This window comes from Sphaerotilus sp. (assembly GCF_013299175.1).
GTDB lineage: Bacteria > Pseudomonadota > Gammaproteobacteria > Burkholderiales > Burkholderiaceae_C > Sphaerotilus.
This window is the reverse complement of sequence record NZ_JAAFKF010000021.1, coordinates 35,780-44,146: the sequence shown is the minus strand read 5'-3', so window position 1 is coordinate 44,146 and position 8,367 is coordinate 35,780. Positions and strand designations below refer to the sequence as shown.

The following is an 8,367-nucleotide window of genomic DNA, read 5'->3' as shown; positions in this document are numbered from 1 at the left end:
GACAACGTGTCGATCACGGTCAAGCTGATCGCCCCGATCGCCATGGAAGAAGGTCTGCGCTTCGCCATCCGTGAAGGCGGTCGCACCGTCGGCGCCGGCGTCGTCGGCAAGATCATCGCCTGAGCTTCGCCAAACGCATCAATCAGGCCGCAGGGGCATAGCTCAATTGGCAGAGCGTCGGTCTCCAAAACCGAAGGTTGGGGGTTCGATTCCCTCTGCCCCTGCCAAATCTAATCGCTGACAAGCGATCAAGATTTGTTGCCTGATCGGCAGCCCGCAGGACGTATAGCGCCCTGGCGGGCTTTCCTGCTCATGGGTCTTGGTGGTTTTTGGCCCGATGGTTGTGGTCTGTCCACCCCTGAACCAAGTGAATGTGATGAACGCTCCCCAAGTCGAAACTGTTTCCACCAACGCTGACAAGACCCGGCTCATTGCTTCGGGTTTGCTGCTGCTTGGGGGGTTGGTGGCGTTCTATCTGCTCTCGGCGCAAGGGTCTTATGCCCAGTGGGCGGCCTTGCTGCTGCTGCTGGGTGGTGCTGTTGCCGTGTTCTTTGCTTCTGAATCCGGCAAGGCGCTGATCGCCTACGGTCGCGAGTCGGTGAAAGAGTTTTACAAAGTTGTCTGGCCGACCCGCAAGGAAGCGGGCCAGATGACGGGCTATGTCTTCGCCTTTGTCGTGGTCATGGCCCTGTTCCTGTGGATGACCGACAAGACCCTGGAGTGGGTGTTGTATGACCTGATCCTCGGCTGGAAACGCTGATCGCGGTGTGACGCTGTACAACAAGGGTTCAAGATGAGCGATATCCAGTCCACTTCTCCTGCTGCTGTGGCCATGCGCTGGTATGTTGTCCATGCGTATTCGGGCATGGAAAAAGCCGTGGAGCGCAATCTGCGTGAGCGCATCGATCGTTCGGGCATGCAGGCCAAGTTTGGCCGCATCTTGGTACCGACCGAAGAAGTGGTCGAGATGAAAAATGGCAAGAAATCGGTCACTGAGCGCCGTTTCTTTCCGGGTTATGTGCTGGTCGAGATGGTCATGGACGACGAGTCCTGGCACTTGGTCAAGAACACCAGCAAAGTCACCGGCTTCGTTGGTGGTGCCAAAAACCGTCCTTCGCCGATCTCCGAGGACGAGGTCATGAAGATCGTGACCCAGATGCAGGAAGGTACCGAGAAGCCCCGTCCGAAGGTGGAATGGGTAGTCGGTGAAGTCGTTCGGGTCAAGGATGGTCCGTTCACCGATTTCAACGGTGCCATCGAAGACGTCAATTACGACAAGAACAAGATGCGGGTGTCCGTCACGATCTTTGGTCGTGCGACACCAGTGGAACTCGACTTTCACCAAGTCGAGAAAGTCTGACGCTTCACGGCGGCGGATCGGGTGGCGGGTGCATGGTGTACCCGCGTATCTCACATGACGAGGAGCCTGCTTCAGTGGCGGGCGCTTGAACTCGAGGAGCCATCATGGCAAAGAAAATCGTCGGCTTCATCAAGCTGCAAGTTCCGGCAGGCAAGGCCAATCCTTCGCCCCCGATCGGCCCCGCTCTCGGTCAGCGCGGTCTGAACATCATGGAGTTCTGCAAGGCGTTCAACGCACAGACGCAGCAGGGCTTCGAAATCGGCATGAAGCTGCCGGTGGTCATCACCGCCTTCGCCGACAAGTCGTTCACCTTCATCATCAAGAGCCCGCCGGCCACGGCCCTCCTGAAGAAGGCTGCCAAGATCGAACGTGGCTCGGCCCGTCCGCATCTTGACAAGGTCGGCAAGCTGAACCGTGCCCAACTGGAAGAGATCGCCAAGATCAAGGTCAAGGATCTGACGGCTGCCAATCTGGACGCCGCTGTCAAGACCATCGCGGGCTCGGCCCGTTCGATGGGCATCAACGTGGAAGGGGTCTGACCATGGCAAAGCTGACGAAGCGCGAAAAAGCGTTGCAGGGCAAGATCGAGACGACCAAGCTGTACCCGATCGACGATGCACTGGGCCTGCTGAAGGCTTGCGCGACTGCCAAGTTCGATGAATCCATCGACGTGGCCGTGCAGCTTGGTGTGGATGCCAAGAAGTCGGACCAAGTGGTGCGTGGCGCCGTCGTGATGCCCAACGGCACCGGCAAGGTCAAGCGCGTCGCCGTGTTCACGCAAGGCGCCAAGGCTGACGAAGCCCGTGCTGCTGGCGCGGACGTGGTCGGCATGGACGACCTGGCGGCTGAAGTCCGGGCTGGCAACATCAACTTCGACGTGGTGATCGCCTCGCCGGACGCGATGCGCGTGGTCGGTCAACTGGGCCAGATCCTCGGCCCGCGCGGCCTGATGCCTAACCCGAAGGTCGGCACCGTGACCGCTGACGTGGCCACCGCCGTGCGCAACGCCAAGGCCGGTCAGGTCCAGTTCCGCGTCGACAAGGGCGGCATCATCCACGGCACCATCGGTCGCCGCTCGTTCGAAGACGGCAAGCTCAAGGGCAACCTGCAAGCGCTGCTGGACGCGCTGAACAAGGCCAAGCCGGCATCGAGCAAGGGCGTTTACCTGCGCAAGGTTGCCGTCTCGTCGACGATGGGCGTGGGCGTCCGCGTGGACATCGCCAGCGTCACCGCCGGCATGGGCACCAGCCAGAACTGATCTGATCGCAAGATCCGGAGCCTGCGCGAGTCTGGCGCAGGCACTCCGCAAGCATTTGGTGGGCTGAACGGTGCAAGCCGCTCAGGTCATCGAAGACCGCTGGCGAGACGCTCCCCGGAACTCCGGTGCGGGTGGCTCTTAATTGGCGAGGTCCGGATTCCGATCCGGCCAGAACCGGCCAGCGCAGATGGCGTACCCGCCGCAAAGGTTGACCCCGTGGTGACACGGGCTCCTGAACGGCAAGGTCGCTGAACCCGGTGTGCCCTGAGCGTGCAAGCGCGACGGGCATGTTTTAAGGAGTGGACCTTGAGTCTCAATCGCAACGAGAAAGCAGCCGTTGTCGAGGAAGTGATCGCCCAGGCGGCGAAATCACAGACCTTGACCGTGGCCGAGTACCGTGGCCTCACCGTCGCTCATCTGGATGCTCTGCGCAAGACCGCGCGCGAAAAGGGTGTGTATCTTCACGTGCTGAAGAACACCCTGGCCCGCCGCGCTGTTGCCGGAACGCCGTTTGAGGTCGCCGAGAGCCTGTTCGTCGGACCGCTGATCTATGGCTTCTCTGAAGATGCCGTGGCAGCCGCGAAGGTCGTTTCCGACTTCGCCAAGACGAACGACAAGCTGGTCATCAAGGGCGGTGCCTACGGTGGCAAGGTGCTGGACGTCGAAGGCGTCAAGGCGCTGGCCAACGTGCCCAGCAAGGAAGTCCTGCTGGCGCAACTGCTGGGCCTGCTGCAAAGCCCGATGTCCGGTCTGGCCCGTGTGCTGGCCGAAGTGGCCAAGCAGCGTGATGTCGTCGCCGAAGCGCCTGTCGCTGAAGCCGCGGCTGCTGAAGAAGCGCCCGCCGCCTGATCCCTGGTCACACGACCTGTTTTCTCGAATTCACTGTATTTAGGAGCCCCAAATGGCATTCGATCAAGAAAAATTCCTGTCCGACCTGGACGGCATGACCGTTCTGGAACTCAACACCCTGGTCAAGGCGGTTGAAGTCAAGTTTGGCGTGTCGGCTGCCGCCATGGCGGTCGCCGGTGGCGGCGGTGGTGCTGCTGCTGCTGCGGTCGTTGAAGAGAAGACCGAATTCAACGTCGTGCTGCTCGCAGCCGGCGCTCAAAAGGTGCAGGTCATCAAGGCCGTGCGCGAACTGACGGGCCTCGGCCTGAAGGAAGCCAAGGACCTGGTGGACGGCGCCCCGAAGAACGTCAAGGAAGCCATCCCCAAGGCCGACGCAGACGCCGCTGTCAAGAAGCTGGTCGACGCTGGCGCCCAAGCCGAAGTCAAGTAATTCAGCGTGCGCCACAAGCGCATCTGAATCACAGCAGGCTGGTCCGACAGGGCCAGCCTTTTTGTGCTTCTCTTGGGATTGCGGGTTAATCCTTAGAGATCACCTGAAAAAGCCGTCCGGGGTATTCTGGAAGGCTTTTTCAAGTGTTCTCTGAACCGACTGCAGAGAACCGGTTTGGTCGGACCAGGGTGCAATGCCCTGGTTGTCCGCCAGCGGCTGGTAGTGGCCAGCCACCAAGCTTCAGGCGCAAGGCCTGGTGCCAGTCGTCCCGATTTTCGGCCGAATGAACTGCTGCCTTGGCCTGGCGGCGGACTTCGACACGGAGTGATTGATGGCGCAAGCAACCCCCTATAGCTACACCGAGCGCAAGCGAATCCGCAAGAGCTTCGGCAAGCGCGCGAGCGTGCTGAACGTTCCCTATCTGCTCACCATGCAGAAGGACAGCTACGTCGCTTTCCTGCAAAAGGATGTCCCCCCGCTGAAACGCAAACCAGAAGGTTTGCAAGCCGCGTTCCTCTCGGCGTTCCCGATTGTTTCGCACAACGGGTTCGTGGAGATGAAGTTCCTCGAATTCAACATTGCCAAGCCGCCGTTCGACGTGCGCGAGTGTCAGCAGCGTGGTCTCACGTTCGCTGCCGCCGTGCGGGCGCGCTTGCAGATGATCATCTACGACCGCGAGAACTCGACCAACCAGTCGAAGGTGGTCAAGGAGATCAAGGAGCAAGAGGTCTACATGGGCGAAGTACCGCTCATGACGGACTACGGCTCGTTCATCGTCAACGGCACGGAGCGCGTCATCGTGTCGCAGCTCCACCGTTCGCCCGGCGTGTTCTTCGAGCACGACAAGGGCAAGACCCACTCGTCCGGCAAGCTGCTGTTCTCGGCGCGGATCATTCCGTACCGTGGCTCGTGGCTCGACTACGAGTTCGACCCGAAGGACATCCTGTTCTTCCGCGTGGACCGCCGCCGCAAGATGCCGGTCACGATCCTGCTCAAGGCCATCGGCCTGAACCCCGAGCAGATCCTCGCGCACTTCTTCGACTTCGACAATTTCCGCCTGATGGACTCGGGCGCGCAGCTCGAATTCGTGGCGGATCGTCTGAAGGGTGAAATCGCCCGCTTCGACATCACCGACAAGAACGGTGTCGTCGTCGTCGAGAAGGACAAGCGGATCACCGCGAAGCACCTGCGCCAGATCACCGCGTCCGAGACGCAGTTCATCAGCGTGCCGGAAGACTTCCTGGTGGGCCGTGTCATCGCCCGCAACATGGTCGATGCCGACACCGGCGAGATCGTGGCGAAGGCGAACGAGGAAGTCACCGAAACGCTGCTGAAGAAGCTGCGCTCGGCCGGCATCCGCGACGTGCAGTGCCTGTTCACCAACGAGCTGAACCAGGGCGCCTTCATCAGCCAGACCCTGGCGGCCGATGAAACCGCGGACCAGCTCGCTGCCCGTGTCGCCATCTACCGCATGATGCGTCCCGGCGAGCCGCCGACGGAAGACGCGGTCGAAGCGTTGTTCCACCGCCTGTTCTACAGCGGTGACACCTACGACCTGTCGCGCGTGGGTCGCATGAAGTTCAACGCCCGCGTGGGCCGCGATGGCTCCGAAGGTCCGATGACGCTGACCAACGAGGACATCCTTGACGTGGTCAAGATCCTCGTGGACCTGCGCAACGGCAATGGCGAAGTGGACGACATCGACCACCTCGGCAACCGCCGCGTGCGCTGCGTGGGCGAACTGGCCGAAAACCAGTACCGCTCGGGCCTCGCCCGGATCGAGAAGGCCGTCAAGGAACGCCTCGGCCAGGCCGAGACCGAAGCCCTGATGCCGCACGACCTGATCAACTCCAAGCCGATTTCCGCGGCGCTCAAGGAGTTCTTCGGGGCGTCGCAGCTCTCGCAGTTCATGGACCAGACCAACCCCCTGTCGGAGATCACGCACAAGCGCCGTGTCTCCGCCCTGGGCCCGGGCGGTCTGACCCGCGAGCGCGCCGGCTTCGAAGTCCGCGACGTGCATCCGACGCACTACGGCCGTGTCTGCCCGATCGAGACGCCGGAAGGCCCGAACATCGGCCTGATCAACTCGCTGGCCCTGTTCGCACGGCTGAACGAGTACGGCTTCCTGGAAACGCCGTACCGGCGCGTCAAGGACGGCATCGCCTCCCTGCAGATCGACTACCTGTCGGCCATCGAGGAAGGCAAGTACATCATCGCGCAGGCCAACGCCTCGCTCGACGAGAACAACCGCCTGTCCGACGAGCTGGTCTCGGCCCGTGAAAAGGGTGACTCGGTCCTGACCGGTCCGGAGCGCATCCAGTACATGGACGTGGCCCCGACGCAGATCGTGTCGGTCGCCGCTTCGCTCGTGCCTTTCCTGGAGCACGACGACGCGAACCGCGCACTGATGGGCGCCAACATGCAGCGTCAGGCTGTGCCGACCCTGCGTCCTGAAAAGGCGCTGGTCGGCACGGGCGTCGAGCGTGTGGCGGCGGTGGACTCGGGCACCGTCGTGACGGCACGCCGTGGCGGCATCGTGGACTACGTGGACACCAACCGCATCGTGATCCGCGTGAACGACGCGGAAACGGTGGCCGGTGAAGTCGGCGTCGACATCTACAACCTGATCAAGTACCACCGCTCGAACCAGAACACCAACATCCACCAGCGTCCCATCGTCAGCCGCGGCCATCTGGTCGGCTGTGGCGACGTGATCGCGGACGGTGCATCGACCGACCTGGGCGAACTCGCCCTGGGTCAGAACATGCTGGTCGCGTTCATGCCGTGGAACGGCTACAACTTCGAAGATTCGATCCTGATCTCCGAACGCGTGGTGGCCGAAGACCGCTACACCTCGATCCACATCGAGGAACTGGTGGTCATGGCGCGTGACACGAAGCTCGGGCCTGAGGACATCACCCGCGACATCCCGAACCTGTCCGAGGCGCAACTGTCGCGTCTGGACGAGTCCGGCATCGTCTACGTGGGCGCCGAAGTGAACCCGGGCGACGTGCTGGTCGGCAAGGTCACGCCGAAGGGCGAGACCACGCTGACGCCGGAAGAGAAGCTGCTGCGCGCGATCTTCGGCGAGAAGGCGTCCGACGTGAAGGACACCTCGCTGCGCGTGGACCAGGGCACGATGGGCACCGTCATCGACGTGCAGGTCTTCACCCGCGAAGGCATCCAGCGCGACAAGCGCGCCCAGCAGATCATCGACGACGAGCTGAAGCGTTTCCGCCTGGACCTGAACGACCAGCTCCGCATCGTCGAGGCCGACGCCTTCGACCGGATCGAGAAGCTGCTGACCGGCAAGGTCGCCAACGGTGGTCCGCGCAAGATCGCCAAGGGCACGGTCATCGACAAGGCCTACCTGACCGAGGTCGAGAAGTACCACTGGTTCGACATCCGCCCGGCGGAAGACGAAGCGGCCAACCAGCTCGAATCGATCAAGAACTCGCTGGAGCAGACGCGCCACAGCTTCGACCTGATGTTCGAAGAGAAGCGCAAGAAGCTCACGCAGGGCGACGAGCTGCCCGCTGGCGTGCTGAAGATGGTCAAGGTGTACCTGGCCGTCAAGCGCCGCCTGCAGCCGGGTGACAAGATGGCCGGCCGCCACGGCAACAAGGGTGTCGTGTCCAAGATCGTCCCGATCGAAGACATGCCCTACATGGCCGACGGTACCCCCGCCGACATCGTGCTCAACCCGCTCGGCGTGCCGTCGCGGATGAACGTGGGTCAGGTGCTGGAAGTCCACCTGGGCTGGGCCGGCAAGGGCATTGGCCAGCGCATCGGCGACATGCTGCAGCAAGAGGCCCGCGTGGCCGAGCTGCGCAAGTTCTTCGATGAGCTGTACAACCACTCCGGCGGCCGTCCGGAGCAGATCGAGGAACTGACCGATGACGAAGTCGTCGAGATGGCCCGCAACCTGACCAACGGCGTGCCATTCGCGACGCCGGTGTTCGACGGGGCGAAGGAATCCGAGATCCGCGCGATGCTCAAGCTCGCGTACCCGGACGACATCGCGGCGAAGAAGGGCCTGACCCCGACCCGCACGCAGGCTTACCTGTACGACGGCCGCACCGGCGACCAGTTCGAGCGTCCGACCACCATCGGCTACATGCACGTCCTGAAGCTGCACCACCTGGTGGACGACAAGATGCACGCCCGTTCGACCGGTCCGTACTCGCTCGTCACCCAGCAGCCGCTGGGCGGCAAGGCGCAGTTCGGCGGCCAGCGTTTCGGCGAAATGGAAGTCTGGGCGCTGGAAGCCTACGGCGCGGCTTACGTGCTGCAGGAAATGCTGACGGTCAAGTCCGACGACGTGAACGGCCGCACCAAGGTCTACGAGAGCATCGTCAAGGGTGAGCATTCGATCGAAGCCGGCATGCCGGAATCGTTCAACGTGCTGGTCAAGGAAATTCGCTCGCTCGGTATCGACATCGAGCTTGAGCGCAACTAAGGAGAAGATGC

8 protein-coding genes and 1 tRNA gene are annotated in these 8,367 nt (G+C 62.2%); all 9 read left to right on the top strand.

The annotated features are described in order from the left end of the window. On the top strand, nt 1–123 hold a 123-nt coding region (locus QZW52_RS05865), incomplete at its 5' end, for an EF-Tu C-terminal domain-related protein (RefSeq protein ID WP_473964388.1). Between the two features lie 28 nt (nt 124–151). Next, nucleotides 152–227: transfer RNA gene (locus QZW52_RS05860), tRNA-Trp, on the top strand. 149 nt (nt 228–376) lie between these two features. Then, nucleotides 377–760, top strand: a complete 384-nt coding sequence (secE, locus tag QZW52_RS05855) for a preprotein translocase subunit SecE (RefSeq protein WP_293996267.1) — start codon at nt 377–379, stop codon at nt 758–760. Between the two features lie 33 nt (nt 761–793). Then, nucleotides 794–1,360 (top strand): transcription termination/antitermination protein NusG, encoded by a 567-nt coding sequence (gene nusG / locus QZW52_RS05850; protein ID WP_293996265.1) that lies wholly within the window; start codon nt 794–796, stop codon nt 1,358–1,360. 104 nt (nt 1,361–1,464) lie between these two features. Next, nucleotides 1,465–1,899, top strand: coding sequence for a 50S ribosomal protein L11 (gene rplK / locus QZW52_RS05845; protein ID WP_293996263.1), 435 nt, complete (start codon nt 1,465–1,467; stop codon nt 1,897–1,899). Nucleotides 1,900–1,901: 2 nt separating this feature from the next. After that, nucleotides 1,902–2,618 carry a 50S ribosomal protein L1 gene (gene rplA, locus QZW52_RS05840; protein WP_293996261.1) on the top strand — a complete coding sequence of 239 codons (717 nt, stop codon included), beginning with the start codon at nt 1,902–1,904 and terminating at the stop codon, nt 2,616–2,618. A gap of 306 nt (nt 2,619–2,924) precedes the next feature. Beyond that, a complete protein-coding gene (rplJ, locus tag QZW52_RS05835; RefSeq protein ID WP_293996259.1) occupies nt 2,925–3,467 on the top strand; it encodes a 50S ribosomal protein L10 in 543 nt (180 codons plus the stop codon). 52 nt (nt 3,468–3,519) lie between these two features. After that, entirely contained in the window at nt 3,520–3,897 is a 378-nt protein-coding gene (gene rplL, locus QZW52_RS05830; protein WP_293996257.1) for a 50S ribosomal protein L7/L12, read from the top strand. 331 nt (nt 3,898–4,228) lie between these two features. After that, nucleotides 4,229–8,356, top strand: coding sequence for a DNA-directed RNA polymerase subunit beta (gene rpoB / locus QZW52_RS05825; protein WP_293996255.1), 4,128 nt, complete (start codon nt 4,229–4,231; stop codon nt 8,354–8,356). The last annotated feature ends 11 nt before the right edge of the window (nt 8,357–8,367 follow it).